This is a genomic window from Pseudomonas sp. HY13-MNA-CIBAN-0226 (genome assembly GCF_040310305.1).
Classification (GTDB): Bacteria; Pseudomonadota; Gammaproteobacteria; order Pseudomonadales; family Pseudomonadaceae; genus Aquipseudomonas; species Aquipseudomonas gregormendelii.
On record NZ_JBEOPS010000130.1, the window covers coordinates 1 to 312 of the forward strand.

Annotated in this window: 1 protein-coding gene; it reads right to left on the reverse strand. The window is 42.9% G+C overall.

The features are described from left to right. Positions 1-64: 64 nt before the first annotated feature. A partial coding sequence (locus AAEZ05_RS28085) for a hypothetical protein (protein ID WP_350649831.1) occupies positions 65-312 on the reverse strand: 248 nt, incomplete at its 5' end.

Consider the following 312-nt stretch of genomic DNA (forward strand, 5'->3'; position numbering starts at 1 on the left):
CTATAGAATAAAAAAGCCCCAAAGTTGCTGACAACTTTGGGGCTTTTGCTTTTGGGCTCTACAATTAGCTTTCGCTGTCTGACTCACCAGACTCTAGCTTTTCAGCTTGCGTTGGTTTTTTATGGTCAGTCTTTGGCTTACGGCTGCGCGCCTTTGGTACTTTTGGCGTGGTTAAATTAAACATACCTGTTTGTGGCAATAGTTGCTCCGCCACATTCTCAATCATGTTTTTATAACTGGCAATCGTGGTTTTTGACTTAGCTGCCTGACTTTCTTCTTTAGTCAGTTGCTCCACTATAGGCTGCTCAGTTT